24 protein-coding genes and 3 pseudogenes are annotated in these 26,404 nt (G+C 57.7%); 14 read left to right on the forward strand and 13 right to left on the reverse strand.

Annotated elements, in window-relative coordinates; genetic code table 11:
• Positions 1-184: 184 nt before the first annotated feature.
• The 3 genes from AO353_RS22125 to AO353_RS22135 are packed head-to-tail and all read left to right on the forward strand — an operon-like array spanning position 185 to position 3,092.
• Complete coding sequence (locus AO353_RS22125) at positions 185-2,200, forward strand: ribonucleoside triphosphate reductase (protein WP_054596880.1); 2,016 nt, start codon at positions 185-187, stop codon at positions 2,198-2,200.
• A gap of 32 nt (positions 2,201-2,232) precedes the next feature.
• Positions 2,233-2,400, forward strand: a complete 168-nt coding sequence (nrdD, locus tag AO353_RS31845) for an anaerobic ribonucleoside-triphosphate reductase (RefSeq protein WP_054596881.1) — start codon at positions 2,233-2,235, stop codon at positions 2,398-2,400.
• A complete protein-coding gene (locus AO353_RS22135) occupies positions 2,397-3,092 on the forward strand; it encodes an anaerobic ribonucleoside-triphosphate reductase activating protein (RefSeq protein WP_054596882.1) in 696 nt (231 codons plus the stop codon). The genes nrdD and AO353_RS22135 overlap by 4 nt, the downstream gene beginning before the upstream one ends.
• Before the next feature lie 16 nt (positions 3,093-3,108).
• Here the strand turns inward: AO353_RS22135 and AO353_RS22140 are convergent, their stop codons facing one another.
• The 4 genes from AO353_RS22140 to AO353_RS22155 are packed head-to-tail and all read right to left on the reverse strand — an operon-like array spanning position 3,109 to position 6,210.
• Entirely contained in the window at positions 3,109-4,488 is a 1,380-nt protein-coding gene (locus AO353_RS22140) for a 4Fe-4S binding protein (protein ID WP_054596883.1), read from the reverse strand.
• Complete coding sequence (locus tag AO353_RS22145; protein WP_054596884.1) at positions 4,476-5,330, reverse strand: FTR1 family iron permease; 855 nt, start codon at positions 5,328-5,330, stop codon at positions 4,476-4,478. The genes AO353_RS22140 and AO353_RS22145 overlap by 13 nt, the downstream gene beginning before the upstream one ends.
• A 22-nt stretch (positions 5,331-5,352) precedes the next feature.
• The gene (locus AO353_RS22150; protein ID WP_054596885.1) at positions 5,353-5,685 is read right to left on the reverse strand and encodes a cupredoxin domain-containing protein; all 333 of its coding nucleotides are present in this window, start codon (positions 5,683-5,685) and stop codon (positions 5,353-5,355) included.
• Positions 5,686-6,210, reverse strand: coding sequence for an iron transporter (locus tag AO353_RS22155; protein ID WP_054596886.1), 525 nt, complete (start codon positions 6,208-6,210; stop codon positions 5,686-5,688). It lies immediately after the preceding gene.
• Positions 6,211-6,463: 253 nt separating this feature from the next.
• Here AO353_RS22155 and AO353_RS22160 point away from each other — a divergent pair, with 253 nt between their 5' ends.
• The 3 genes and pseudogenes from AO353_RS22160 to AO353_RS22165 all read left to right on the forward strand — a co-directional run.
• Entirely contained in the window at positions 6,464-6,676 is a 213-nt protein-coding gene (locus AO353_RS22160) for a DUF3079 domain-containing protein (protein WP_054596887.1), read from the forward strand.
• 132 nt (positions 6,677-6,808) lie between these two features.
• A pseudogene (locus AO353_RS31660) lies at positions 6,809-6,949 on the forward strand (PAAR domain-containing protein); the annotation flags it as partial.
• Positions 6,943-7,293 (forward strand): annotated as a pseudogene (locus tag AO353_RS22165) (alpha/beta hydrolase); the annotation flags it as partial. The pseudogenes AO353_RS31660 and AO353_RS22165, both read left to right, overlap by 7 nt.
• A 241-nt stretch (positions 7,294-7,534) precedes the next feature.
• Here the strand turns inward: AO353_RS22165 and queC are convergent.
• The 3 genes and pseudogenes from queC to AO353_RS31665 form a co-directional block, all read right to left on the reverse strand.
• Positions 7,535-8,233 carry a 7-cyano-7-deazaguanine synthase QueC gene (queC, locus tag AO353_RS22170; RefSeq protein WP_054596888.1) on the reverse strand — a complete coding sequence of 233 codons (699 nt, stop codon included), beginning with the start codon at positions 8,231-8,233 and terminating at the stop codon, positions 7,535-7,537.
• Between the two features lie 375 nt (positions 8,234-8,608).
• Positions 8,609-9,991 (reverse strand): LLM class flavin-dependent oxidoreductase, encoded by a 1,383-nt coding sequence (locus tag AO353_RS22175; protein ID WP_054596889.1) that lies wholly within the window; start codon positions 9,989-9,991, stop codon positions 8,609-8,611.
• Positions 9,992-10,051: 60 nt separating this feature from the next.
• A pseudogene (locus AO353_RS31665) lies at positions 10,052-10,187 on the reverse strand (amino acid ABC transporter permease); the annotation flags it as partial.
• 220 nt (positions 10,188-10,407) lie between these two features.
• On the opposite strand from AO353_RS31665, the gene AO353_RS22180 reads away from it, so the two are divergent.
• From AO353_RS22180 to AO353_RS22195, 4 genes are read left to right on the forward strand one after another with little or no spacing between them, the layout of a single operon-like run.
• Complete coding sequence (locus AO353_RS22180) at positions 10,408-11,445, forward strand: isopenicillin N synthase family dioxygenase (protein ID WP_054596890.1); 1,038 nt, start codon at positions 10,408-10,410, stop codon at positions 11,443-11,445.
• 28 nt (positions 11,446-11,473) lie between these two features.
• The gene (locus tag AO353_RS22185) at positions 11,474-12,289 is read left to right on the forward strand and encodes a MetQ/NlpA family ABC transporter substrate-binding protein (protein ID WP_054596891.1); all 816 of its coding nucleotides are present in this window, start codon (positions 11,474-11,476) and stop codon (positions 12,287-12,289) included.
• Positions 12,286-13,266 (forward strand): methionine ABC transporter ATP-binding protein, encoded by a 981-nt coding sequence (locus tag AO353_RS22190; RefSeq protein WP_054596892.1) that lies wholly within the window; start codon positions 12,286-12,288, stop codon positions 13,264-13,266. The genes AO353_RS22185 and AO353_RS22190 overlap by 4 nt, the downstream gene beginning before the upstream one ends.
• A complete protein-coding gene (locus tag AO353_RS22195; RefSeq protein ID WP_054596893.1) occupies positions 13,263-13,934 on the forward strand; it encodes a methionine ABC transporter permease in 672 nt (223 codons plus the stop codon). Before AO353_RS22190 ends, AO353_RS22195 begins: the two co-directional genes overlap by 4 nt.
• 37 nt (positions 13,935-13,971) lie before the next feature.
• Here AO353_RS22195 and AO353_RS22200 read toward each other — a convergent pair whose 3' ends face one another.
• From AO353_RS22200 to AO353_RS22215, 4 genes are all read right to left on the reverse strand, one after another.
• Entirely contained in the window at positions 13,972-14,433 is a 462-nt protein-coding gene (locus AO353_RS22200) for a DUF411 domain-containing protein (RefSeq protein ID WP_054596894.1), read from the reverse strand.
• A 102-nt stretch (positions 14,434-14,535) separates the two neighbouring features.
• Positions 14,536-15,471 (reverse strand): copper resistance protein B, encoded by a 936-nt coding sequence (locus AO353_RS22205; protein ID WP_054596895.1) that lies wholly within the window; start codon positions 15,469-15,471, stop codon positions 14,536-14,538.
• A gap of 12 nt (positions 15,472-15,483) precedes the next feature.
• Positions 15,484-17,334 (reverse strand): copper resistance system multicopper oxidase, encoded by a 1,851-nt coding sequence (locus AO353_RS22210; protein ID WP_054596896.1) that lies wholly within the window; start codon positions 17,332-17,334, stop codon positions 15,484-15,486.
• Between the two features lie 219 nt (positions 17,335-17,553).
• Entirely contained in the window at positions 17,554-17,760 is a 207-nt protein-coding gene (locus tag AO353_RS22215) for a co-regulatory protein PtrA N-terminal domain-containing protein (RefSeq protein WP_054596897.1), read from the reverse strand.
• Between the two features lie 467 nt (positions 17,761-18,227).
• On the opposite strand from AO353_RS22215, the gene copC reads away from it, so the two are divergent.
• Positions 18,228-18,611: a copper homeostasis periplasmic binding protein CopC gene (copC, locus tag AO353_RS22220; protein WP_054596898.1), complete on the forward strand. Its 384-nt coding sequence runs from the start codon at positions 18,228-18,230 to the stop codon at positions 18,609-18,611.
• A 3-nt stretch (positions 18,612-18,614) separates the two neighbouring features.
• The gene (copD, locus tag AO353_RS22225; RefSeq protein WP_054596899.1) at positions 18,615-19,553 is read left to right on the forward strand and encodes a copper homeostasis membrane protein CopD; all 939 of its coding nucleotides are present in this window, start codon (positions 18,615-18,617) and stop codon (positions 19,551-19,553) included.
• Positions 19,554-19,913: 360 nt separating this feature from the next.
• Here copD and AO353_RS22230 read toward each other — a convergent pair whose 3' ends face one another.
• Positions 19,914-20,636 (reverse strand): pirin family protein, encoded by a 723-nt coding sequence (locus AO353_RS22230; protein ID WP_054596900.1) that lies wholly within the window; start codon positions 20,634-20,636, stop codon positions 19,914-19,916.
• Between the two features lie 215 nt (positions 20,637-20,851).
• Between AO353_RS22230 and AO353_RS22235 the strand changes: the two genes are divergently transcribed.
• Together AO353_RS22235 and AO353_RS22240 are read left to right on the forward strand one after the other, a co-directional pair.
• Positions 20,852-21,802 carry a GlxA family transcriptional regulator gene (locus AO353_RS22235; RefSeq protein WP_054596901.1) on the forward strand — a complete coding sequence of 317 codons (951 nt, stop codon included), beginning with the start codon at positions 20,852-20,854 and terminating at the stop codon, positions 21,800-21,802.
• Positions 21,803-21,988: 186 nt separating this feature from the next.
• Complete coding sequence (locus AO353_RS22240) at positions 21,989-23,485, forward strand: ATP-binding protein (protein ID WP_054596902.1); 1,497 nt, start codon at positions 21,989-21,991, stop codon at positions 23,483-23,485.
• Here AO353_RS22240 and AO353_RS22245 read toward each other — a convergent pair.
• Positions 23,432-26,227: an ATP-binding protein gene (locus AO353_RS22245; RefSeq protein WP_054596903.1), complete on the reverse strand. Its 2,796-nt coding sequence runs from the start codon at positions 26,225-26,227 to the stop codon at positions 23,432-23,434. The two genes, AO353_RS22240 and AO353_RS22245, sit on opposite strands and share 54 nt — an antisense overlap.
• Positions 26,228-26,404: the final 177 nt, after the last annotated feature.

Below are 26,404 nucleotides of genomic sequence, written 5' to 3' on the forward strand. Positions count from 1 at the left end.
CCCAGCGGGAGCAAGCTCCCTCGCCACCGTGTTCGCAGCGGATTCTCCCTTCACCGTCATCGAGTGTTTTTTCACCGGCAAATCTTGACGTTGGTCAATTGCAGAACAGCGCTTTGTCCGTAGTCTTCACTGCATGTTGTGTTTGTTTGTCTACAAACATCTATATGTAGTATCTGGAGGCCAAATGCAGAGCACGCTGATCTCAGTTGGATGTAACCGCTTGCACAAGCGCGATGGCAGTCTGGTTGCCTTCGATGCCGACAAGATCCGTCAGGCATTGATCGCTGCCGGCAAGGCAACCGGGGAGTACACCGACGTTGAAGCCGAAGGCTTGCTCGAAGCGGTACTCGCCCGATTGGAAAGGCAGCCAAGGCTGCATGTCGAGCAGATCCAGGATCGTGTTGAGCGGGTGCTGATGGACGCCGGTTTTTTCCTCGCCATGCGTGCTTACATCGTTTATCGCGAACAGCACGGGCGTTTGCGTCGCGACCGCCGGACCCTGGTCGAAGTGGCGACGTCGATGAACGAGTACCTGGACCGTGAAGACTGGCGGGTCCAGGCCAACGCCAATCAGGGCTACTCACTGGGCGGGCTGGTGTTGAACGTGTCGGGCAAGGTCACCGCCAACTACTGGCTGGACGAGGTGTACAGCGAGGCGATCGGCCACGCTCATCGAGAGGCGGATTTGCATGTACATGACCTGGACATGCTGGCCGGTTACTGCGCTGGCTGGTCGCTGCGCACCTTGTTGCACGAGGGTCTTAATGGTGTGCCCGGACGTGTTGAAGCCGGGCCACCGAAGCACTTGAGCAGTGCTTTGGGGCAAATGGTGAATTTCCTCGGCACCCTGCAAAACGAATGGGCCGGCGCCCAGGCCTTCAGCTCGTTCGATACCTACCTGGCGCCGTATGTGCGCAAGGACCAACTGAGCTATCCGCAGGTCCGCCAGGCGATCCAGGAGTTCATCTACAACCTCAATGTGCCGTCACGCTGGGGCACCCAGACACCTTTCACCAACCTGACCTTCGACTGGGTGTGCCCGCAGGATCTGCGCGAGCAGATCCCCGTCATCGGCGGGGAGGAAATGCCGTTTGCCTACGGCGACCTGCAAGTCGAAATGGATGTGCTCAACCGCGCCTACATCGAGGTGATGCAGGCTGGCGATGCGAAAGGGCGAGTGTTTACCTTTCCGATTCCGACCTACAACATCACCCATGACTTTCCATGGGACAGTGAAAACGCCGACCGTCTGTTCGAGATGACGGCGCGTTACGGTTTGCCGTACTTCCAGAACTTCCTCAATTCGGATCTGCAGCCCAATCAGGTGCGTTCGATGTGCTGCCGGTTGCAGCTGGATGTACGCGAGTTGCTCAAGCGCGGCGGTGGCTTGTTTGGCTCGGCGGAACAGACCGGATCGCTCGGCGTAGTGACCATTAACTGTGCGCGTCTGGGCTATGTGTTCAAGGGCGATACCAGCGGTTTGCTGAAACGGCTGGACACGCTGATGGAGCTGGCGATGGAGAGCCTGGAGGTCAAGCGCAAGGTCATTCAGCACCACATGGATGCCGGTTTGTACCCTTACACCAAGCGCTACCTGGGGACCTTGCGCAACCATTTCTCCACCATCGGCCTCAATGGCCTGCATGAAATGCTGCGCAATTTCACCGGCGACGAGGAGGGCATGCACACCGAGCATGGCCGGCGATTTGCCCTGAATCTGCTGGACCATGTGCGCGCCACATTGCTGCGCTTCCAGGAAGAAACCGGTCATCTCTACAACCTGGAAGCGACACCGGCGGAAGGCACCACCTACCGCTTTGCCAAGGAGGACCTCAAGCGCTATCCGGACATTCTCCAGGCGGGCAGTACGCAGGCGCCGTATTACACAAACTCTTCGCAACTGCCCGTGGGCTACACCGAAGACCCCTTCGAAGCCCTGGAACTTCAAGACGAGCTGCAATGCAAATACACCGGCGGCACGGTCTTGCATCTGTACATGGCCGAGCGGATTTCCTCGACCCAGGCCTGCAAGCAGCTGGTGCGCAAGGCCCTTGGACGTTTCCGCCTGCCGTACCTGACCGTGACCCCGACGTTCTCCATCTGCCCGGTGCACGGCTACCTCGATGGCGAGCATGAGTTCTGCCCCAAGTGCGACGAAGTTCTGCTGCTGCAAGAGCAGAAAATCGGCACTGTTCATTGATTTCTATCCCCTCAACCGCAAGGAGCTTCACCATGACTGCATCGCAACCACTGCCTCAGGCTCAACGTCAACGCTGCGAAGTCTGGACCCGCGTGATGGGCTATCACCGTCCTGTGTCAGCGTTCAATCCGGGTAAACAGTCGGAGCACCGCGAGCGGGTGCACTTTACTGAAAGCGCGGCGCTGGTCGGGCGCCAATGAGTCGAACGCTTCGGGTTGGGGGCATGGTGCCCCTGACCACTATCGACTATCCGGGACAGCTCGCCTGCGTGTTGTTTTGCCAGGGTTGCGCCTGGCGTTGTCGTTATTGTCATAACCCGCAGCTGATTCCCCCTCGTGGCAGTGAGGAAGTGGATTGGCGGTGGGTGTTGGCGTTTCTGCAACGTCGTCAGGACCTGCTCGATGCCGTGGTGTTCAGTGGCGGTGAGCCGACGCTGCAGGACGGCTTGCTCGGTGCCATGGATGAAGTGCGGGAAATGGGATTTCGCATTGGCATGCACAGCGCTGGCATCAAGCCTGCCGCCTTCGCCAAGGCACTGACCGGTGCTGATTGGGTCGGCTTCGATGTCAAGGCATTGCCCGAGGATTGCCAGGCCATCACCCGGGTCGAGGGCAGTGGAGCGGCCAACTGGCGCAGCCTTGAGTATCTGTTGGCCAGTGGTGTGGACTACGAATGTCGCACCACCGTGCATTGGCATCTGTTCGAGCCAGCACGTCTGCTGATCCTGGCCAAACGCTTGAATGCACTTGGCGTCAAACGCTTCGCCGTGCAACTGGTTCGCACCGAGCGGATGTTCGATCCGCTGTTGCCGAGCGTTTCGGCACAAGCCTTGCTGCCAGAGTTGTGGGGGGCCATGCGCGAGTTGTTCCCAGTCTTCGTGCTACGGGGGTAACGGGGCTGGGGGGAACTCAAGCCCAGCCCCAGAACTGCAACCACCAGCCAAACCCGATCAGGCCGTTGGCGAGTAACAGGCAAACGCCCCCCGACCCGCGCCGAACCAGGGAAATATTTTCGTGTTTCAGCCGTTTCCAACCCAGTAGCAGGCTCCACCCCATGGCGGCCAATAACAGACAGGCCCTGGCGGGTTGTACCCACTCCAGCAGCAGACCTTCATAACGCAGTAATTTGACGGTGGTGGCCGACAGCCCGAGAAACAGTCCGGCCCCCCCCAGAGGTGTGAGTGTCAGCGCCAGAGGCCAATACAGTGCGCGATCTCGCGCCAGTCGGGCCGTCAGTCGCAGAAGCAGCGTCAACGCTGCGCCGAGCACAATCGAACTCAAACTCAAGTAAGTGACGATGCTGAAGCCGTCGAGCCAACTGAAGCTGTCGTTGAGTTGCGGGTAATGGGTGAGCAACCACCAGGGAGCATTGTCCTGCAGGGCCCAGAGCTGGTTGTGTTCGACCAGCCACTGGGCCAGGTGTTGTTTGAGGGCGATAAACCACGGGCTGACCGTCCACTGAAACGCGCCCATGGCCAAGCCGATCACGCCGAATAGCAGCAAGCGTGTATCCCAAGGCGACAGCGTCTGCGCGCTTGCGTGAAGAATCTCCTGATTGCTGGAGCGGGCGATCAGTTGAACGGCACCGCGTTGCCCGCTGCAGCGTCCGCAGGCATGGCAATCACTGGCGCCTTGCAGGCGGCGGATATCGAGCAGGGGAGCGCAGTTGGGCGGTGGCAGGCGTGGTGCGGCATTCTCTATCCAGCGTTGTTCATCGACCTGAAAGTGCACAGGGGCCAGCCGGGCGAGCAAGGCGAAGACGCCGCTGACCGGGCACAGGTAACGGCACCAGACCCGTTTGCCCCGGGCGAACAACAACCCAACGATGACCGCTGCGACGGTCGAGCCACCCAAAATCAACAGCGCGGCCTGGGCGTAGTCATAAACGCTGATCAACTGGCCGTAGAGGGTTGTCAGGCAGAACGCCAATGTGGGCCAGCCGCCCCAGCGCACCCAACGCGGCACACCCAGGCCTTTTCCGTAATGGCTGGCCCACTCGCTGAGCGAACCTTCCGGGCACAGAACGCCACACCAAAGTCGACCGAAGAACACCATTGACAGCAACACGAACGGCCACCAGATCCCCCAGAATAGAAACTGCGCGAGCAAGGTCAGGTGGTCGAGTATCCGCGCCTGGCTATCCGGTAGCGGCAATAGCGCCGGGGTCACCAACAGCACCGCGTAAAACAGTACGACAACCCACTGCACGGCCCGAATGACGGACGCATGGCGACGCATCCCGTCACCCAGGCGCTGGAGCCATTGATTGTGGCGGCTCAGGTCGGGCATGGCAGGTTGTCCGCAGTCTGTTGCCGTAGCCAGCCGCCGACGACCAGCCAGTAACCGACCCACACCAACAAGGTCAGGCCACTGGGGGTTGCCCGATAACCAGCAAAACTGGCCAGAAAGCCACCCAATCCATGGCTGTCGTTCAACAGTGTGCTGGTGTCCCAAAGCGCGTCACCAACGATGCTGTACACCAGCTCTGGAAAATCGAGGACGAGCAGTTGGCCACCGATTCGCTCGGTGCCGCTGACCAGCAACGCCGCGCCGAGCATGAGCAGGACGACTTCGCTGATGGCAAAGAATCGCTGCCATGAAATGAACCGGCGACTGCTGTGCAGCAGGGCAAGGGTGAGTGCCGACAGCACCAGCCCCATGACGCCGCCGACCGCAAACAAACCGAGTTGCGGGCCTCGCAAGCGGGCGCCAGCACCATAGAGAAATACTACGGTTTCGCTGCCTTCGCGGCCGACGGCGAGCATGGCCAGCAACAACAACCCCAGGCCGCCTCGCCGGGCCAGATGGCTATCGGCATGTCGTCGCAAGTCAAATTTCAGCGTGCGCCCGTTGCGATGCATCCAGCCAACCATTTGCACCATCAACAGGCTGGCAATCAACGCCAGTGCTGCCTGGAACCATTCACTGGCTGAACCGCTCATGGCCTCGCCGGCAAACAGAATCAGCACCGCCAGCAGGCCCGAGAGCATCAATCCCAGCATCACACCGGCCCACAGATATTTGACCAGGCGATTGCCTGGACCTTGTTGGCAGGTCCAGGCCTGGAGAATGCCGATCACCAGCAGCGCCTCGACGCTTTCGCGCCAGACGATGAACATTGATTGATTCATGGAAACTCCGTGCGGGTGCGGGTTATTTCGCGAGAATGCCGCCCTCGGGCAGTTGTGGGTTGAACTCGTCGAAAAAGGGGTAGTGGCCGGATCTGAGGGGGTGAATGACAACAAAGGTAGTCACGCCTGGTGACAGCACTTTTTCAACCCGCAGCGGTGTGCTCTCGAACTCGGCCGGCCCCTGACCGCTATTCCTCAGGACGATCTTGAAACGCTGTCCGGCCGGAACCTCGAGTAAGGCAGGGGAGAAGTGGCCATCGCGCAGGATCAGTTCGTAGCTCGGCAAATCGGCATGGACGGTCAACGGCGCAACGGCTCCGGCCACCATCAGCCAGGCAAGCGGCAGGCGCTTCATTCAATAGCCACCTTTTTTACCGATGCCGGCATAGATGAACTCGTAGTGCAGTTCGCAGCGTTCGAACCAGGGCGCTACACCAGTTTCCTTATCGGTATGACGCCCGAGGGAACCGTGACCGGTGGGTGGTAGCACGGTGAAGGTCAGCCGATATTTGCCCGGTCCCAGCAGCTTCACATTGTCGCCATAGTGCGGACCGTCATTGGCGACCATGGCATGGAAGTCGCCCTTGATTTCGTCCGGGTTACCCGCTCTGCTCAAGTTGAACGAGACATTGAGGTAAGGCACGAAACTACCTTCCTGAAAGCCCTGTCGATTGTCCGCGGTGGCCCGAATGTCGGCTTCCAGGTGCACATCGGAATCGACAGTCGCCCGCATCATGCCCGCCGGGGCCATCTCGATGGGTTGCAGATACACCGCCCCGACTTCCAGTCCCTGACACAGCTGGGGTACCCCGATCGGGTACTCCTTCGCGTGAGCCAGCGGTACGAGCAAGAGCAGGGCGAGTGAGAGGTGGGTACGCATAAGGTCTTCCTGGGCACTAACGAGTAGGAACCCGAGTCTAGGAAGACTTTCTGCAAACAATAATGATTATTATCAAGTTTCGAGCACTTAAACCGATGGCTTGTCACGCTGACGAAAGCGCTGGGCGCTGTGGGTCATCTGTGCCGCCGCATGAACGGGCAGTCGCTCGATGTTGATTCTTGATATCGATCAAGGATGGTTTTGCACAAAGGCTGTAGGTTGCAAAAACGTCTCTCAATGATCGGAGATCGACATGGCCAAGAACTTCCCCGTCAACCCCAAGCACCCCGAGCGGATCTGTTGGGGATGCGACCGGTATTGTCCAGCCAAGTCCCTGGCGTGCGGCAATGGCTCCGACCGTACGATGCATCCGGCCGAGCTGTTCGGGGAAGATTGGCATCTGCCTGGCGACTGGGGTATCGAGTCCCTCATCGTCACAGACAAGACAGAGAATGAAGGTATCTAGCGCAAGCCCGCAATGGTCGTGCGTTACCGCAGTCTTCCTCGCATGGAGAACCTTCAAGGCAGTCACACTGAAGCTGGGACGCCCTTGATGGATTGATGGGGGGGGAGAGGAAGTTGAGTCCGGTGCTGACAGGCGGTTGTTGGTTACAAAGTCAGCTACCCGCTGTGCAAAGGCGTCTTCCCCATAGCTGAGGGCAGCAGCACCTACACGGTGGGCGGAATTGCTGTGGCGCTGGACGGTATGAAAACCGCCTGTGGTGCCAGCCTGATCGCCATGTCTGCCGAGTCACTCCGTGGCCAGGAGAGGTTTCCTGCACCTTTGCCCAGATCGATGCCGATCTTACCGTTTATCACGCCATGAACGGCCCCACCGAATTTCATGTGATCGGCAGCATGAAAGACTGGACCATCATTGATCGGCTATGGCAGATCAGCGTGCCGACCCTACTGATTTCTGGCCTCTACGATGAAGCGACCCCGACCGTGGTCAAACCCTACCTGGATCACATTCCAGATGTTCGCTGGGCACTGTTCGAAAACTCTAGTCATATGCCCCATGTCGAAGAACGGATGGCTTGTATGGGGACAGTGGTGAGGTTCTTGGATGAATGCTTGTAAGAGGGGGAGTGCGACTTATTTTCATATATTGAGTTGCACAAAGTGTAGTGGTCAACACGTCAGACCTCGAAAAGCCTCTTGAATTGATAGTTTCTTTGCACAACGCTGATGGATTCAGCGCTCACTTAGTATGTGGCTGTCGTGAAGAACCCCATGTGCGAGCGCGTCGAAGAGCGCCAATCATCAGGGGTGCGCCTATCATGCTTAAGTGAGCGTTTGTTGAATGTGTTTTATCGAGTTTCTATTTTAATTTCAGTTTGTCTTTTAAGCTGTTCATGATGTCTGTTTTATTCTCCAGATAATCATTCAGTCCTTTTGCGCGAAGATTGCAAGCGTCGCAGTTGGCGCAGCCACTTCCTTTTATACCGTTGTAGCAGGAGAGTGTGTCGTGGCGAATCAAGTCTAATTGGTTGTGGTAGTCGGCCAAGGCCCACGTTTCCGCCTTGTTCAGCCACATAAGCGGAGTTTCAAGTTGCAATGTATATTCCATGCCTAATTCAATGGCTTTGTTTAATGCCTTGACAAACTCATTTCGACAGTCAGGATACCCAGAGAAGTCTGTTTCGCAAACCCCTGTGATTACAGTTTTAGCTTGAACTTGATAGGCGTAAATAGAAGCCAAGGTTAAAAACAGAATATTTCTTCCGGGTACGAAAGTGTTTGGCAGACTTTCTCCGGAGCTATTCATGGTTGGAACTGGGATGTTGTCGCGTGTCAGGCTGCTGATAGCCAACTCATTTAGCAAGGAGGTGTCCAGTACTTTGTGCACTGTCACGCCAAGCTTTTTTGAAAGGTGTTGTGCGACTTCAATTTCTGCACGATGGCGCTGACCATAATCAAACGTAATACAGTGTATTTCATCATAGAGAGGCAGTGCATGGATTAAACAGGTTGTTGAATCTTGTCCGCCACTAAAAACGATAACTGCTTTGTTACTCATGGTTCTGCTCCCTGCATTAATGTAGTAGGTGTAACGTTTGAAACAAAAGTTCGAGATCCAACCGCCGGCATAATCCAGATGCTCATACCAAAGGCTTTCATCCCAGGAGACTCCAGGCCCAAGGCCGGGCAGGCAAAACCATACCAGCAATGGCTGGGCGTGACAGCAGGAAAATCCTGAAGATTTATGAGGTTGCCACCCTGCGGAAAAGCTTCGCTCCCGACGCCTTTGCGGAGTCAATACCTCATGATGCGTCCCGATGCCCACGGCCGGATCTGGTTCTCCGCCGAGCGCATTTCAGGCCAGCCCCGGTCCGCGACGTAATCGTCGCTCGCTCGACGACTGCTGAATAACTCATAAGTAGTCGCCCAGCGGCTATAGGTCCTTGTCGAAGCGGAATGAGGCTCCGTAAGCCGAATCGGGTAAGTGGTTGCTGCCATCCTCCCTCAGCCTGGACCTGAAGGTTCCACTTTGCGGTTGGGTTCTGTAGAGGCCGCGCTTCTGCAATTCGGGAATGATCAACTCTACGAAATCTTCAAGTGTGCCGGGACTGATCAATGGATTGATCATGTAGCCGCTGGTACCGGAAATGCGCGCGTGTTCTTCGATCCGGTCGGCTACCTGTTGCGGGGTGCCCACCAGGATCAGGTCGCTGCCGCGGGTGACCTTGGCAAAACGTTGCTTCACGTCCCCGGCAGTCAACGGTTTACCACTGCCATCAGGGTGCATGACATAGGACGTCAGCCCTTCGGTATGGGTCGACAGTGCATCGCTGTCGGCGTAGCGGCTGATGTCGATGCCGGTGTCACCCGCATAACTGACCAGTTGCGCCTGCAGATGGTAGTTGCTTTGCAACGCATCATATTTACGCTGGGCTTCAATCTCGGTTTTGGCGGTGACGATACGCAGCACGGTCAGGGACTTTACATCCTCACGCTGACGGCCGCGTGCCTGGGCCTTGGCCCATATGTCTTCCAGGCCCTGGCGGATTTCCTGAGGGTTGGATTTAGCGATGAAAATCAGCTCGGCGTGCTTCGCCGCGAACTCACGGCCGCGACCCGACCAGCCGGCCTGGATCAGCAGCGGCGTGCGTTGCGGTGACGGCGAGGTCAGGTGCGGACCGGCTACCCGATAATGCTCGCCAGCGTGATTGATCGGCCGTACCCGATCACCTCGGGCATACAAATGACGAGCCTTGTCGGCAGCCACGGCGTCGTCGGCCCAACTGCCTTCCCAGAGCTTGTACACCACATCGAGGAACTCTTCGGCGCGCTCATAGCGGTCATCGTGTTTGATCATCTGTTCAAGGCCGAAATTACGCGCGGCGCTGGACAGATAAGAGGTCACGATGTTCCAGCCCACGCGGCCATTGGTCAGGTGGTCCAGGGTGCTGAAACGCCGGGCATGGGTGAAAGGGTGTTCATAGCTGGTGGTGACCGTGACGCCGAACGCGAGGTTGTCCGTGACCGCGGCCAAGGCGGGAATGATCATCAGCGGGTCGTTGGCCGGCGCTTCCACGGCCCATTTCATCGCCGCATCGGCATTGCCGCCAAAGACGTCGTAGAAACCCAGCACGTCGCCGAAGAACAACATATCGAGGTTAGCCTGGTCGGCAATGCGCGCCAGGTTCGACCAGTAGCCCAGGGAGTTGATTGCCAGGCGTTCGTCGGCCGGGTGCGTCCAGAGGCTCGGAGCACCGCCGCAACCCACGCTGGCTTGTTCGTAGAGTGCAAACAACAGAGGTTTTGCATCGGACATCATCGCTCCAGAGAAAGTAAAAGTAGTTGAAGGGGCGGATTCACCTTTGGCGCTTGAACCCTTTGTCGAATGTCGCTCAAGGCGCACCTGGATCAGTTCCGGGCCGATGGAAAAACAACCAAGAGATGACGACTGCGGCGGTGAGCATTTCGATATGGCGACAAGAAGATCGGTCATGCGAGTGCGCCAGAAACATATAGATTGAAACGTACTATAAAATCTATGTGTACTTCTTTTGTGGAATAACAAGCTTGTATCGAGCTATATCGAGTGGCTGACCTCAAACGCTCAATTTGCTGTCAAGAATCGAACCTAAGCTAATGCAAAAAAGATATTTATTGGCGGTTTTTAAGATCGTTTAGCTTCAACAGGACGCCAGGCTGAGCGCGCTCAGTCAATTCACATGGGAGTGAACCATGCCGCACACACGGGACATCACCACCTTACCGACCCTGGATCTTTCATTGCTCGACGGCAGCCCGGTGCAGCGTCAGGCGTTTCTTGACGATTTGCGCCACGCCGCACGGGATGTCGGATTCCTCTACCTGACCGGCCACGGCATCGACAGCATCTTGTTGAAGCAGGTGCAGGAGCATGCCCGACAGTTCTTTGCCCTGCCGGACCACGAGAAGGCGGCAGTTGGCATGATCAACTCACCACATTTTCGCGGTTATAACTGTGCGGCTTCGGAGGTCACTCGCGGCAAGCCTGACCTGCGCGAGCAGTTTGATCTGGGTGCCGAGAGGGAGGCTTTGCCGCTGGACCTGAACAGCCCGCTCTGGGCACGTCTGCAAGGCCCCAATCAATGGCCGGCCTCGCTGCCGGCACTCAAACCCTTGCTGCTGGATTGGCAGCAAGCCATGACCCGCATGTCGTTGCGCCTGCTGCGCGCCTTCGCCCAGGCGCTGTCGCTGCCGCAGGAGGCTTTCGATCAGTTGTACGGCGACAAGCCCAATGAACACATCAAATTGATGCGTTATCCGGGGCGGGCGCCAGACGAAAGTAATCAAGGCGTCGGGGCTCACAAGGATTCGGGATTCCTGAGCTTCCTGCTGCAAGATCACCAGGCCGGCCTGCAAGTCGAGATCGAGGAGGGGCGCTGGATCGACGCGCTGCCTCGGGACAACACCCTGGTGGTGAACATCGGCGAATTACTGGAACTGGCCACCAATGGTTATCTGCGCGCCACGGTGCATCGGGTGCTGTCGCCACCCAAGGGCAGCGAGCGCTTGTCGATTGCGTTTTTCCTTGGGGCGCAACTGGACGCGGTGGTGCCGCTTTACCCCTTGCCCGCGGCGTTACTGCGTGAAGCGCGGGGCCCGGCCAGTGATCCTGACAATCCCTTGTTTCGTGACGTGGGCTGGAACTACCTCAAAGGCCGCCTGCGCTCCCATCCCGACGTTGCCCAGCGTTACTACGCCGATGCACTGATCCCCAAGGCCCTGAGTGCCTGACCCCATCATTTGATCAAGGACTATGAGTATGTTCAAACAAACAGGATTGACCCTGGCAGTGCTGGGCGGGCTGGTTGCTTCTTTCAGTGCCCTGGCCCTGGAGCCGTTGCGGGTGGCAGCGGACCCGGTACCGCATGCGCAAATTCTGGCGTACGTGCAGAAGATCGATCCCCAGCTGAACCTCAAGGTCATCGAGATTCCCAATGGCGTGAACTCTAATGAGTTGCTGGTGCATGGCGACGTAGATGCCAACTACTTCCAGCACTTGCCTTACCTGAAGTCTCAGGAACAGGCCCTTGGCAAAAAACTCGAGGTGGCTGCGACGGTGCACATCGAGCCGCTGGGGATCTATTCCCATCGGCACAAAAGCTTCGCCCAGGTGCCACAAAAAGGCACGGTAGCCGTCCCCAACAACGTCACCAATCTCAGTCGCGCCCTGTACCTGCTTCAGGACAACGGCCTGATCAAACTCAAGGCAGGCTTCAACGACCCGGCCACCGATCAGGCGACGCCCAAGGACATCGCCGAGAACCCGAAACAGCTGAAGATCCTCGAAATCGAGTCGCCGCAGATTCCCCGCGCCCTGGATGACGTGGACCTTGCAGTGATAAATGGCAACTACGCGCTGGAAGCCGGTTTGGTGCCGGCCAAGGATGCGCTGGGGCTGGAAAAGGCCGAGCACAACCCGTACGCCAATATCCTGGTGACCACGCCCACGTTGCGGGACGACCCGCGGATCAAGCAACTGGCCAAAGACCTGACTTCGCCTCAGGTGACCAAGTTCATCACTGACAACTTCTCGGGTTCGGTGATCCCGGTTACGGTGGCGGACAGCAAGCCATGATCATCGTCGAGCAGTTGAGCAAAACCTACGCGTCAGGGCAGGCTCCTGCACTGGATCAGGTGTCCTTGAGCATTCCCGATGGAGCGATCTACGGGATTCTGGGGCGCAGCGGTGCGGGTAAATCGACGCTGCTGCGTTGCCTCAATCTGCTCGAGCGCCCCAGTTCCGGGCGCATTTTTCTGGACGGAGAGGACCTGACAGCCCTTTGCGACATCGAACTGCGCCGGCAACGCCAGCGCATCGGCATGATCTTTCAAGGCTTCAACCTGCTGCACTCACGCAACGTCTTCGACAACATCGCCGTGCCGCTTGAGATAGCGCGTGTCACTAAAACGCAGCGTCATTCTCGAGTAAGAGAGCTACTGGATCTGGTAGGCCTGAGCGATAAGGCTCAGGCGTTTCCCTCTCAACTCTCCGGCGGGCAGAAGCAGCGGGTGGGAATCGCCCGGGCGTTGGCGGCGCGACCGGCTTATCTACTGTCGGATGAAGCCACCAGCGCCCTGGACCCGGAAACCACGGCCTCGATTCTTGAATTGCTGCGCGACATCAATCGTCAACTGGGGCTGACCATCGTGCTGATCACCCATGAGCTGGATGTGGTCAAGTCCATTTGTGGTCACGCGGCGTTACTGGCCCATGGCCGGTTGGTCGAGGCGGGGCCTATCGCACAACTGTTGGCAAACCCGGAATCAAGTCTCGGTCGCTCACTGCTGCCGGGTTACAGCGCGCCCTTGGGCAACGATACCCTGGCCTTGGAGCTGAGCTTTTTCGACAGTCTTCTGGCCACCCCGGTGCTCAACGAATTAGTGCAGCAGCAGGGCGTCGAGGTGAACTTGCTGGCCAGTGGCGTCGAGTCCATCGGCGGGCGGCGGGTCGGGCGTTTGCGCGTGGCTTTCAGTCATCCCGGCGATAAGCTGAAATTGACTCGGGTGCTGGCCTTTCTCACGCAGCGCGGTGTCAGGGTGGAGCGCTCATGAACCGTAGCATCGACTGGAACGAGATCCTCCAACTGGTGCTCAACGCGACGGGCGAAACCCTGTACATGGTCTTGCTGGCGGGATTCTTTACCCTGCTGATCGGCTTGCCTCTGGGCGTGTTGCTGTTCATCAGCCGCAGCGGTGGTCTGTACCCGATGCCCAAGCTCAACAAAGGCCTGGGTGGCCTGGTCAACCTTGGTCGCTCGTTACCCTTCGTGGTGATGCTGATTGCCTTGATCCCGCTGACCCGGTTGATAGTCGGCACGACACTGGGCAGCACCGCCGCGGTGGTGCCGATCACCATCGGCGCCTTTCCGTTCTTTGCCCGTATCGTCGAGAACGCCCTGGACGAAGTCGACAAGGGCCGGATCGAAGCCATCCTTGCCATGGGGGGAGATATTCGCCATGTGATCTTCAAGGTGCTGCTGCCCGAAGCGCTGCCCGCGTTGTTGGCGGGCATCACCTTGACCCTGGTGATGCTGATCGGGTTTTCTTCCATGGCTGGCGTCATTGGTGGCGGTGGTCTGGGGGATCTGGCGATCCGCTACGGCTATCAACGCTTCAACAACCAGGTGATGGTTGCCACCGTGGTCGTGCTGGTGATCCTGGTCCAAGGCGTGCAGAGCCTCGGCGACCGCTTGGTGCGCTCTCTGGCACATCGACGTTGAACTCGACATCCTCAAGCCCGATGTGCACCCATTCAGATCAGGTTCCCGGGTATTGCGCAATGATCTGATCGGTGCCCGCTTTAGTCAGGCCGACAATCTGATAAGCGTCGTGCTTGCCATCGACTTCCATCCCTGGCGAACCTGCCGGCATTCCGGGTGCAGCGATCCCGAGCAGGTCATCGCGTTTGCTCATCGCAAGTATTTGCTCAGCGGGTACATGACCCTCAACAAACTTCCCGTTGAACATTGCGGTGTGGCAAGACGAGAGTCGTGGAGCAACACCAAGGTCCTGTTTAACCGCGCTCATGTTGGTTTCCAGATGATCAATGACGGTGAAACCGTTGGCCTCAAGGTGCTGAATCCACTGCTTGCAGCACCCGCAGTTTGCGTCTCGATGAACATCGATGGTCAGGGCTTGAGCTGCGTGAGCCGTTGAACCAATGAACAATGTTGCGAATGTCGCGATGCGTAATGCTCGCAGGCGGAAGTTACTTTGCATGGCTATTTTCCTTGGCCTCGGCAGCGGTGTGAACCTTCGGCGAAGCAACAGAATTACCGCATGGGCGTGCGTGATATTGAGGGTGTTGCTCAGGCAAATGCCTCAGAACCACATCCGGATACCGGCTACAAATCGAGCCTCATTGGTCTTTTGACCTTCGTCTTCGGCCAGGTCGGCGGTCTTGCCGTAGGAGCGATTCCAGGAAACCCCGATATAGGGAGCAAACTCACGGACAATTTCATAGCGCAAACGCAAGCCCACTTCGGTGTTCGCCAAGCCTGAGCCAATGCCGCGCTGAGGGTCGTTTTTCCCGTAGAGATTTGCCTCGGCGGTCGGCTGCAAGATCAGGCGATTGGTCAGCAGAATGTCGTAGTCACCCTCGAACCGAGCGGCAGCCTGACCGTTCTCGCCGATGTAAGCAGTCGCTTCGGTTTCGAAGTTGTAAAGGGCCATCCCCTGAATACCAAGAGCCCCCCATGTCTGCGGTGATCCGGGTTTGAAGTCCTGGCGTACGCCGGTGACGACATCCCACCATGGACCGATCGAGTGCCCCCAAAGCGCCTGGAGTTCGGCGCTCTCGGTTACGCCGTTGGTCCGTTCACCTTCCGAACGCAACCACAGGCGATCGACGTCTCCACCAATCCAGCCTTTTGCATCCCAGCTCAGTGCACTGCCGTTGTCGGCATCCTGGTATTCGAACTTATCAAGCAGGACGAAGGAGTTGAGTTTCTTGTCGTGGACGCCATGCCCAGCCACCGGTGGAAAGGCGGCTGCACGATCAGCGTCGGTCAGTACGGGTATGGGGGTACGACTCGTGGTGGTCGCTCCTGAGTCCATACTCTCCATACCGTCCATTTGGCCCAGGTCCATGTTCATCTTGCTGTGATCCATGGTTCCCATCGAACCGTGAGCCATCTCTTCAGCGGCGTTGGCCACGGTAAAGAAAGCAGGACTGACGGCGACCGCCAGTGCAATCAGGGCTGGGCGTAAAAGCTTACTGGTCATGGTCTCAAGCTGCCTTTCTGGATTTTTGCGCATAACCCGTCTCCTTTACTCATCAACCCGTACTTCACGGAACATGCCCATTTCCATATGGAACAGCAGGTGGCAGTGATAAGCCCAGCGACCCAGGGCATCGGCGGTGACTCGGTAGCTGCGTCTGGTTCCGGGGGGCATGTCGATCGTGTGTTTGCGCACCATGAATTTGCCGTTCTCATCCTCAAGGTCACTCCACATGCCGTGGAGGTGGATGGGGTGAGTCATCATGGTGTCGTTTACCAGTGTGATGCGAAGACGCTCGCCATACTTGAGGCGCAACGGTTCGGCATCGGAGAACTTGATGCCGTTGAACGACCACGAGAATTTCTCCATGTGACCGGTCAGATGCAGCTCAATGGTGCGATTGGGTTCGCGGCCGTCAGGATCCTGGAAGGTACTTTTCAGGTCGGAATAGGTGAGCACACGACGGCCGTTGTTGCGTAAGCCAATGCCAGGATCGTTGAGCTTCGGCGTTGGGCTCATGGCTTGCATGTCAACCAAGGGGTTGTTGGTTTCGGAGGCCGGGTGAGTCTGCATTTCTCCACCCATGCCAGCCATTCCCGACATATCACCATGGTCCATCCCGGCCATTTTGCTGTGATCCATGCCGGCCATGCTGGACATGTCGCCGTTATCCATACCGGTCATGCCGCCCTGGTCCATACCGGTCATATTGCCGTGGTCCATTGCGGTCATGCCAGACATGTCGCCGCCCATGCTGCCGTGATCCATGCCGGCCATACCGCCCATTCCCATGTCATCCATGGTCAAAAGAGGGCGCGGATCGATCGTCGGAACAGGCGCCTTCAACCCTTCGCGTACCGCCAGGGTTCCGCGTGCATAACCGGTTCGATCCATGGACTGGGCGAAGATGGTGTAAGCCTCCTGGCTGGAAGGCTCCACGATCACGTCATAGGTTTCTGCTACGGCGATGCGAAATTCATCGACGCTGACCGGGTTGACGTGTTGGCCGTCGGCAGCCACAACAGTCATTTTCAAACCCGGGATACGGACGTCGAAATAGCTCATGGCCGAGCCGTTGATGAAGCGCAGGCGCAGCTTCTCACCCGGTTTGAAAATGCCGGTCCAGTTGCCATTGGGGGCCTGGCCATTCATGAGATAGGTGTATGTGTCCCCACTGACGTCTGCAAGATCGGTGGGGTTCATTTTCATCTCGGCCCACATCTTCCGATCGGCCACCGCCGCGGACCAGCCTTGCTTGCTGACATCGTCGATGAAGTCGCCAGCAGTCCGTTTGCGGTGGTTGTAGTAGTCAGATTGCTTCTTGAGCTTGGCCATGACACGACCAGGATCTTCATCGGTCCAGTCGGTCAGCATCACCACATAATCGCGGTGGTATTGAAAGGGCTCGGGCTCTTTCGAGTCGATCACGATTGGGCCGTAAACGCCTACCTGTTCCTGAAAACCCGAGTGGCTGTGGTACCAGTACGTACCGTTCTGATGAACCTTGAATGTGTACTCGTACATGCCATCGGGGGCGATGCCATGGAAGCTCAAACCAGGTACACCGTCCATGTTGGCCGGCAGGATGATCCCGTGCCAATGGATAGAAGTATCCTGGTCCAGGCGGTTTTTCACCCGCAATGTGACCGTTTCTCCTTCGCGCCAGCGCAGCAGAGGCCCGGGCAACGTGCCGTTGATGGTCATGGCTGTGCGCGGCGAACCGGTGATGTTTACCGGTGTTTCACCAATAAACAGATCAAATTCGTTGCCGCTCAGTACGCTCGGCAGGCCCGGGCTGGTGACTGCCCATACAGGCGTACGCCACAGGCCAAGGCCGCCAAGAATTCCACCCGCGGCCAGGCCTTTGACGAACGTCCGCCTAGAGGTTTTGGAGTGCATGCCGTTTATGTCCAATCAATCAAAAGGGGAGCTGTGCGAAACAACCAGTGAGTTGCTCATACAGGTTGAAGGCACTCTCTCGGGAGTTCGTATTAGTCCCGGATAAGTTTCGCCCGCCGTTGCCAGAGACGAATTGATACGGCAAGCGAGCCCGGAAATTGCCACATTTGAACCACCGCAGTGATTACATTTCTGTCAGCTTGGAATGCTCCAAGCTCTTCAGCAATTCTTGTGGTCCATCTCTTTGGTTTTGCTTTCGGCGACGGGAGGTTGGGTGCCTTGGGTTTGGGCTACTTGGTACGCTTGCATTGAGTTCTGTCTGGCAGCTTCCATGCGTTCGAATACGCGATCACTGCCGCCTTCGGCCATCGCCAGAGAAGAGACAGTCAAGGCCGCGATGATAAGCAAGGTTTTGACAGATTTCATTTGGGTATCCTTGGATGAGTGTTGTTTACCCCTTTGAGTCCACATCAGGATGATGATTCTTGGGGTTGAGCGTTAGGCTCGATACAACTTTAAAACTCGCCCCCTGTCAGAAGCCTTAAGTCAGCATTACCGTTTTGTCAGGTTGCAACTTCCTTCTTGAACATAGGTGTAAGCAGAATGCAGGTGCACCTCATGATGCCCAGCCTGGATGGCTGGGAAGTCCTTATTCAGGGCAAAGAGCCACTCCAAAGCTGACTGAAATGTAATCGCACGGCCTGCGTTCATGTGGCATCGTGTAGTCGCACTATAACGCTGGCGTCTTGGCCAAGTTCCCTGTGTTCAGTACGTACCAGGACGTGGAATACGCTGAGTATTCGTCTGTGGTTTTAACAAAAAACAAGAAGTAAAAACTGGATCTTCCCCCCACCAAACCTCGAACTAACAGCTCATGCTGTGAGGAGTCTTGCATGTCATTCCTTAAAACCACCACCGTCGCGGCTGTACTGACCGCTGGTTTGCTTCTGAGTGCAGTTGCTCAAGCACATCCAAAACTTCTTTCCTCCACTCCAGCAGAAAGTTCGGATGCAGCGGCCCCTTCGAAAATTGAACTGCACTTTTCCGAGAACCTCACGACTCAGTTCTCCGGTGCAAAACTGATCATGACCGATATGCCTGGCATGCCGAACTCTCCAATGGGTGTTAAGGCCGGCGTCGCGGGTGGCAGTGATCCGAAAACGATGGTTATTACGCCCGCATCGCCATTGACCACGGGTACTTACAAAGTCGAATGGCGTGCCGTCTCTTCGGACACTCACCCGATGACCGGCAACTTTTCTTTCAAAGTGAAATGATTCATGAGCGACTCAATAAATATCGTGGTTCGTTTTGCTCTTTATTTCGACCTGATGCTGTTATTCGGATTGGCCATTTTTGGCTTATACAGCCTCAGGGGAAAGGAAAGAGTATCGGGCACAACCTTGAATTTTGAGTCGCTTCTTTACGGTACTTCTGTGGCAGGTGTAGCCCTATCCCTGGCCGCCATGTTGTTGCTTGCGAAAGCAATGAGCGGTGTGTCGGGGTTTATGGAGCTACATCACCATATTTTTCAAATGGTCCTCATGGGGACTGACGTCGGGTTGACCTGGATGGTCCGAATAGCTGCTCTGGTGGTGGCAATGATTGGCGTCGCATTGAATAAGCGCCTTCCGACACTCAGCCTCTGGATCGTCACCGCATGTGGAGCCATTGCACTGGCCACCCTGGCGTGGACAGGACATGGTGCTATGGATGAAGGTGGCCGTCGTTATTGGCATTTCATCAGCGATATCTTCCATCTTTTAGCCGCAGGTGGTTGGCTGGGTGCGCTCGCGGCGTTCGCTCTACTGCTGCGTTTGAAGTCACTGAAGGGCGAGCAAGAGGCACGAATGCTTGCTCGGGTACTGACTGGATTTGAATCGGCTGGCGCGGTGATCGTAGTAATCCTGAGTATCACCGGCGTAGTGAATTACCTGTTTATCGTAGGTCCAACCCTCGATGAGGTGATGCTGAGCACTTATGGGATATTGCTGTTCCTGAAAGTCCTGCTGTTTTCCGGAATGATCGTACTGGCCATTCTCAATCGTTTTCATCTGAGCCCGCTATTAGAACGATCAGTTCGACAGGGAGAGTATTCAGTCGCGGTCAACGCTTTGCGGCGTAGCATGATCTTTGAGTTCTCAATGGCAGTCGTCATCGTGTGTCTTGTCGCTTGGTTAGGTACTTTGAGTCCAGGAGTGGAGATGAACGCTGCATAGTGATTGATATCAATCAATGAAGGAGTTTAAAACTGGCAGAGGTTAAGGCCAGTATTAATACACGCTAAATTGACAGAAATATCGAGACGATCTTTTGCAAGGTAACGGCATGAGACACATGACTGTACCGGGCAAAAGGTCGTTTTTTATTGCCGCACATCTTTGTGTCAGACAAGCATTAGAACGACAGTGTTGGCCCCCGGGGATTCACTCATCGGAAACCATACAAATCTCCTCCCTCCCTATGAGACGTGGACTGTACGTGGTGCTCACCGCGCGGTGATCGTTGATAGTGTCGAAGTGTTTACGCATTCCAATGAGTGAGGCCAGGGGGGAGCAAAGCCCCCTGGCACGTTACGATCAAGGCATTTCTGGCAGTTCTTGTGGACGCAGATCGAACACCAGCACTTCAGCATCCACGCCGTTGCTCAAGGTCAGTGCTTGTTCTTCCCGAACCCGCACGCCATCGCCTTCCTGCAATTGCAGGCCGTTGAGCTCGACCTTGCCACGCGCCACATGCACATAAGCGTAGCGATTCGCGGCGAGCGTGAGCGTGGCGGTTTCCTTGCCGTCGATCAGGCCGGCATAGACCCGGGCATCCTGACGCACCCGCAGCGAACCGTTGGCCCCATCTGGGGAGATGATCAGTTGCAGGCGCCCGCGTTTTTTCTGCGTGCTGAAGTGCTCTTGCTGATAACGCGGTTTGGCGCCGCTGACGTCCGGTACGATCCAGATTTGCAGGAAGTGCACCGGGCGGGTTGCCGAGTGGTTGTACTCGCTATGCGCCACGCCGCTGCCGGCGCTCATCAATTGCACGTCGCCAGGGCGGATCACCGAACCTGTGCCTAAAGTGTCCTTGTGTTCCAGGGCACCCTCGAGCACATAGGAGAAAATCTCCATGTCCCGGTGCGGGTGTTGGCCAAAGCCTTTACCAGCTGCCACGCGGTCATCGTTGATCACCAGCAGATCGGAAAAACCCTGCTCCCGCGGGTTGCGGTAGTTGGCAAAGGAAAAGGTATGGAACGACTTCAACCAGCCGTGATTGGCCGCGCCGCGATCAGAGGCTTTGCGAAGGGTCAGCATGATGAAATCTCCTGTTTGGGACGAGAGTTCGTCCGAGTGAGGAGAAGGTTAATGTGTATCAGTGGGTGCAATAAGTGGATGGAAATTGAAATACTGTCTCGATCAGGTTGACAGTTATGTGAGCGGGTTCATGTATTCTTGTTGTTACAAATGGCCATAATGTTCAGCGCTGACGCTACGTTTCCTATTTCTTTGATATCAGTGAATTCCAACCCATGAAAACCGTGGCAATGGTGCTGTTTCCAGACTTTCTCCTGCTTGATATGGCCGGGCCCATGGAGGTGTTTTCCATCGCCAACCGTTATCTGGAGCCGGGCGACCGTTATCAGCTGTCGATGATCGGCACCGAGCATGGCTTGCTGCGAGCTTCCAACGGTGTCAGCGTTCAGGCCGATGTGCATATCGATCAGGCGTGCGAGGGCTATGACCTGTTGCTGGTACCGGGCGGCCCGGGGGCCTACAACGAAAAACATCCGCCGCTGCTCGCCTGGCTTCAGGGCGCCGTCAGCCGGGTGGCCTGTTATGGCTCGATCTGTACGGGGGCGTTCATATTGGGGCATGCCGGTTTGCTGGATGGTTATCGGGTGACGACTCACTGGCATTACACGGAGCGGTTGATTCGAGCCTTCCCCGAGGCGACGGTGAAGACCGATCAGATTTACGTCCAGGATCGCAACCTGATCAGCTCTGGCGGGGTCACCGCCGGCATCGACCTGGCACTGGCGGTGGTCGCTCAGGATCACGGCAAGAAAGTCGCCCAGGACGTGGCCAAGGTGTTGCTGGTGGTGATGAAACGCCAGGGCGGGCAGGCACAGTTCAGCCCGTTGATGACTGCGGTGGCGCCACAGGAAACGCCGGTGACCCGGGTGCAGAATTATGTGCTCGAACACCTTGATGAATCCTTCAGCGTCGAGCGCATGGCCAGCCTGGCGAACATGAGTGCGCGACATTTCGCTCGGGTGTTTGCCCGTGAAGTGAATATGACGCCCATGGAATTTCTGCAAAGCGCGCGCATCGACTGCGCCAGGAACCTGCTGGAAACCAGTGACCTGCCGCTCAAGACCGTCGCCTACAAGAGCGGCTTCGGCAGCGTGCGGCACATGCGTTTTCTGTTCAGTGAAAAACTGGGTCTGACTCCCGCCCAGTACCGCGAACAATTCAGCTAAAGCGTTCATGTCCGTCCAGCGCACCGCGATGGCCGTGACGCTCCCTCCATCGCCGTTGTACCGTCACCGATGCCTGCCAAGATACTCGTGGACTCTTGGCAATGGAGGTGCGGGAGCCTGGGCGAACTCGTGCAATGGATGATGCAGTACCTTGAGACGGGCCAGGTTTTCAGCACGTAAACGTGCATGAACAGACTCAGAGATTTAAATAGCAGTGCGGTGCTGCGGTTTGGCCCGTACGTGTTCCACACTCGTCAACGGCTGATCCTGGACGGTGATCGGCCGCTGCGTATGGGCGGACGGGCACTGGATATCCTCCAGGTACTGGTCGAGCGCGCGGGTAACGTGGTCAGCAAGGACGAACTGATTGCCCGCGTCTGGCCGACCTCGGTGGTCGAGGAAATCAATCTGCGCGTGCACATAGCTGCCCTGCGTCGGGCTCTCGGCGACGGCCAGAACGGGCAGCGCTACATCGTCAATATTCCCCGGTGCGGTTATAGCTTCATCGCCCCGGTGCAGTGTGAGTTGGACGGTGCGCTTTTCTCGATCGAGACCGTTCAAAAGCACCAGCACAACCTGCCTGCACGGATCACGCCAGTGACCGGCCGAGATTCGATCGTTGGCAGTGTGGTTAGGCAGTTGCCGGTTTATCGTTTCATGACCTTGGTCGGCCCCGCCGGCATTGGCAAGAGCACGGTGGCCTTGCGTGTGGCCGAACTGCTGTTGCCGCACTATCGCGATGGCGTCTGGATCGTTGATCTGGCGGCAATCGATGACCCCGCGCGGCTCGTCGATTATCTGAGCCAGACCCTTGAACTGGACGTTGGCGTGGATGCACTGGCGCGACGGCATGCTTTGCTGGTGCTCGACAATTGCGAGCACCTGCTCGAACGTTGCCGATCACTGGTGGAAGGTCTATTGGTTTCGGCGCCACGGGTCTCGATCCTGGCCACCAGCCGCGAACCGCTGCGGGCGGCGAGGGAAACGGTCCAGCGATTGCCAGCCCTGGCGGTGCCGCCGATGTCGGCGCTGCAGAGTGTCAGCGAGGTTATGAGCTATTCGGCGGTGCAGCTGTTTGTCAGCCGTGCCCGTGCCCGCCAACAAGGCTTTGCTCTGCGTGAACAGGACCTCAAGGCTGTGCGGGAAATCTGTCGGCGCCTCGACGGTCTGCCCCTGGCCATCGAACTGGCAGCGGCGCAGATCGATGCCCTGGCACTGGTTGGGCTGCGAGCACAACTGGACAACTGTTTTCAACTGCTGACCCAAGGCCGGCGCACCGCTGTGCCACGGCATCAGACGCTCAAGGCCGCGCTGGAATGGAGCTATCAGCGGCTGAGCCCGCTGGAGCAGACCGTACTGCAGGGGCTGGCGGTGTTCAAAATAGCTTTTACGTTGGACGCTGCGATCGGTGTCATCAGTTGTGCGGTGCTGCGGTCCACCAGTCTGGCAGAGGTGATAGAACGGCTGGTGCTGAAATCGCTGTTGTCGGTTGAACAGGGTGATGGCATGACACGTTATCGGTTTCTCAACACTACCCGCACTTACGTACTGGAAAAGCTTGAACTGAGCGGGCTGCGGCGAGTATTTGAAATGCGTTATGCCCGCTACATCAGCCGGGCACGCTGGGTTTCAGGACGGCCTATGTCGTTGCAACTCGTCGAGCAAACGGCGGACTTTGCTTAGGTCTGGTGTGGCAAAGCCTTCGGTGAAGCGGTTGTAGATCGGCTCCAGCAGGTCATAGGCTTGTTGGAGGCGGCCTTGATGCTGCCAAAGCTCGGCCAGTGATGTGGCAGTGCGCAGCTCCCACGCCAGAGCGCCCTGGGCTTTTGCCACTGCCAGCGCTTTGAGCAGCACGGTCTCGGCTGCACTTCGGCTGTTCTCTGCAAGCAGAGCATTCGCTCTGGCCCGAAGGATCTCCGCCGTGCTCCAACCCGCAGCGCCGTTTTCGGCCCGTGCCAGCAATGCGTCATCGACGAAACCGCTATCGAGGGTGACCATGATTTCCTTGATCAGCCCGGTGCCGGGTTGCGGGTCTGGATGTGCACCATGGCTATCGATCACCTGTGCATAGTGTCGGGCCCAGTTGTAGAACAACAGCACCGAATGTTTTTGTGCTTGTTCGAGCAGCAGGCGCAAGAGGTCGCGGGCAGTTTGAGTGTCGCCGTTGTAGTGGGCGATCAGGCAACCGGACAGTGCCAGCGTGTAGCAGATGGACGTGCCGTGGTCGATCTGAAGCGCAATGCCCAACGCCTGACGCGCGGTGCTCCAGGCCTTTTCCGGATGGCCTTGTAGCCAGAGGATCCGCGCAAGAATGGTCAGGGCGGCGACGCTCTGGTCGTACTGCACGCCAAAGCCGTGGGTGAAGCGATTGAGGTGTCCGCTCTGGGCCATGCGCTGAATGACCTGTTCAGCACTCTCCCGTGCCCGTTGTTGATCCCCGGCAAAGTGCAGGGCCAGCACCTGCAAACGGTGTGTACTCAGGGACACTGCGGCGTTGCCTTGCACACCCAGGCGATCGAATTGCTGGCTCTGTTCCAGAGCTGTTTGGTAGTTGCCGCAACTGAGGTTGACCGCCATGTGCCCGGACACGGCCCTGAGCTGACCGGCCACATCGTTGCAGCGTTCGGCCAGGGTTCTGGCGCTCACAAAGGCTTCGACGGTTTCGGCGGTGCCGCCTTGGGTGTGGTAGCAGGAGCTGCCGAGGGCGAGCTTGAGGGCCATTTTCAGACGAGGGCAGGGCTCGGGCGTCAATTCGAGCAGTGCCAGGGCCTTGCGCACGTACACGCCGTGTTCCTTGAGCAGAGACAGTTCCTGCCAGAGTGGCGTCGAAACCGAAGCCAGTCGGATCGCCAGAGCCTGCGGTCCTTGAGCGTTCAAGCCCCAGTCCAGGGCCGAGCGGATGTCTTCCAGACTGCGGGCGTAACGCTCGATCCATATATCGGTCTGGATGTGCTCCCAGTCGTTCTGGGCCTGATGCATCAATGCCAGGCAGCGTTCGGCGTGGCGTTCCAGGGTGTCTGGCAAATCATTGGCCTGGTCGAGTTTTTCCAGGGCATAGCTGCGGGTGGTATCGAGCAGACGGTAGAACACCTGCTCGTCGCCGACCTCCACGTTCAGCAGTGACTTGGCCACCAGTTGCGTAATCGCGCCAAACACCTCGCGGGGTTCGATGTGTTCGCCGACAATCACCGCGGCCGCCGATTCCAGCGTGAAACCGCCCCTGAACACACCCAGTCGGCGCAGGCAGGTTTGTTCGCAGGTACTCAGCAGCTCGAAGCTCCAGTCGAGTGTCGCGCGCAGGGTCTGATGCCGTCCCAGCGCCGTCTGGCAGCCCTGTGCGAGCAGACGAAAACTGCCTTGCAGTTGCGTCAGCAACCCACTTAGACCAAGGCTGTTCACTTGCGCTGCGGCCAGTTCGATCGCCAAAGGAATGCCGTCCAGGCGGCGACAAATCTCGATCGCCAGAGGCAGTTCAGCATCGCTCAGTTCGAAGCTGTCATGGCTGGCCATCGCCCGTTCGATGAACAATTGCACAGCCGAAAAGCTCAAGGCCTGGGAGCGGTCCAGCGCAGCGATGGGCGGTGGGCAGTCCAGGGACTCGAGGCGCTGAACGAATTCGCCTTCGGCCCGCAGGCTCTCGCGACTGGTGGCCAGAATGTGCACATCGGGCGCGCCACGAAGGATGCTTTCGCTGAGCAACGCAACGGCGTCGATCAGATGTTCGCAGTTGTCGATGACCAGCAGCATTTGCCGCTCGCGCAGGAAGGTCGTGAGACAGTTCATCGGTTCAGTGTCGTGCAACGACAGGTCCAGCAGCGTCGCCAGGTGGGTGGCGATCATCAACGGGTCGCTGATCTGGGCCAGGTCCAGCAGGCGAATGCCGTCCCGGTAGCGACCGATCAGTTGTTCGGCGACGCGCAGTGCCACCGTGGTCTTGCCGATACCGCCAGGGCCAACGAGGGTGATCAGGCGTTGGCGTGGCAAGTTCGTCACCAGACTGTCGACCAAGGCCTGGCGACCGATCATGCGAGTCCGACGAATGGGCAGGTTATGGCCGCTCTGCTCGTGGCCGCTGCTCGGCGGACGTTGCTCGATGTGCTCCAGCGAGTACGGCGCGACAAAGCTGTAACCACGCTGGGCCACGGTGACGATGTAGCGCTGGCCGGCTTGACCGTCGCCGAGGGCTTTGCGCAGCGCCGCGATGTGCACTCGCAAATTGATGTCTTCGACTACGCATTTGGGCCAGACCTGCGCGATCAATTGCTGCTTGCTGACGACATTCCCGGCGTGTTCCAGCAGGATCAACAGAATGTCCATGGCGCGCCGACCCAGGCGCAGCGGCTGGTCGGCCTCCAGCACCAGACGTTGTCCGGGGTAGACCCGGTAAGGGCCGAAATGCACAGCCTGTTCGGGGGAAAGGGTCAACGGGTCACTCCTGCTTGTGTCCTTCTATCTCGCGGTATTCGAGCATGTTCTTCAGATTTTTTCGTCAACGCAACGCAGTGACCGAACGACTGTCCTGCGTGTGCAGTGTATGCAGCGTTTGCGGCACCGTTCGCAAGCGCTGTATTTACGGGGCGCGGCGGTGACAAATGACTGAGT

This window comes from Pseudomonas fluorescens (genome assembly GCF_001307155.1).
Lineage (GTDB): Bacteria > Pseudomonadota > Gammaproteobacteria > Pseudomonadales > Pseudomonadaceae > Aquipseudomonas > Aquipseudomonas helvetica.